The sequence below is a fragment of the Acidimicrobiales bacterium genome (genome assembly GCA_030747595.1).
Lineage (GTDB): Bacteria > Actinomycetota > Acidimicrobiia > Acidimicrobiales > MedAcidi-G1 > UBA9410.
The window spans coordinates 1-705 of the sequence record JASLKK010000052.1 but is presented as its reverse complement, the minus strand read 5'-3'; the positions used below and the strand labels follow the sequence as shown (position 1 = coordinate 705).

The 705-nt window shown below is 60.7% G+C and carries 2 protein-coding genes; both read right to left on the bottom strand.

Annotated elements, in window-relative coordinates:
- On the bottom strand, positions 1 to 144 hold a 144-nt coding region (locus QF777_12030), incomplete at its 3' end, for a bL21 family ribosomal protein (protein MDP6912264.1).
- Between the two features lie 109 nt (positions 145 to 253).
- Positions 254 to 705 (bottom strand): ribonuclease E/G (locus tag QF777_12025; GenBank protein MDP6912263.1); only part of this gene is annotated, 452 nt, incomplete at its 5' end.

Here is a 705-nt window from a genome sequence, read left to right as displayed (position 1 = left end):
GGTAGCCAAGACGTCTCCTCCGTCAACAACCATCACCGGCGTCAACTCGACTTCGCTATCTACAGACCCCAAGCGCTCGACGAGGACACGCTGTCCCTCCTCGACCCGGTATTGCTTTCCACCCGTGGCGATCACTGCGTACATAATGGAGACAGGTTACCGGTGGACGATAGGGGCCCCACCGGCCACGGATCACAGCGATGGGACGATTGGCGTCGAGCACCGACAGTCCCGAACCTGTTCGATCCCATGTTCATCGTCGCCCGGCCCGGCCCGAACCGGCCAAGAGTTCGTCGTTCAGATTGACCCCGCGGCCGCCACAGTCGGCACACGCGTTGGAGAAGGACTCGAGGAGTCCCTCACCAATGCGCTTTCGGGTCATCTCAACCAGACCCAGGTCGGAGATGTCAAATACCTGGGTCCGGGTCTTGTCCCGAGCCAGCGCGTCTCGCAACGTAGCGGCCACTGCCTCACGATTGGCTTTGACCTCCATATCAACAAAGTCGATCACGATGATGCCACCGATGTCTCGAAGGCGCAGTTGGCGAGCGGTCTCCTCGGCCGCCTCCAGATTATTGCGGAACACCGTTTCCTCGAGGCTGGAGCGCCCCACGTTCTTACCGGTATTGACGTCGATGACCGTCAGGGCCTCGGTGTGCTCGATGATGAGCGATCCGCCGGACGGTAACCAAACCTTTCGGTCCA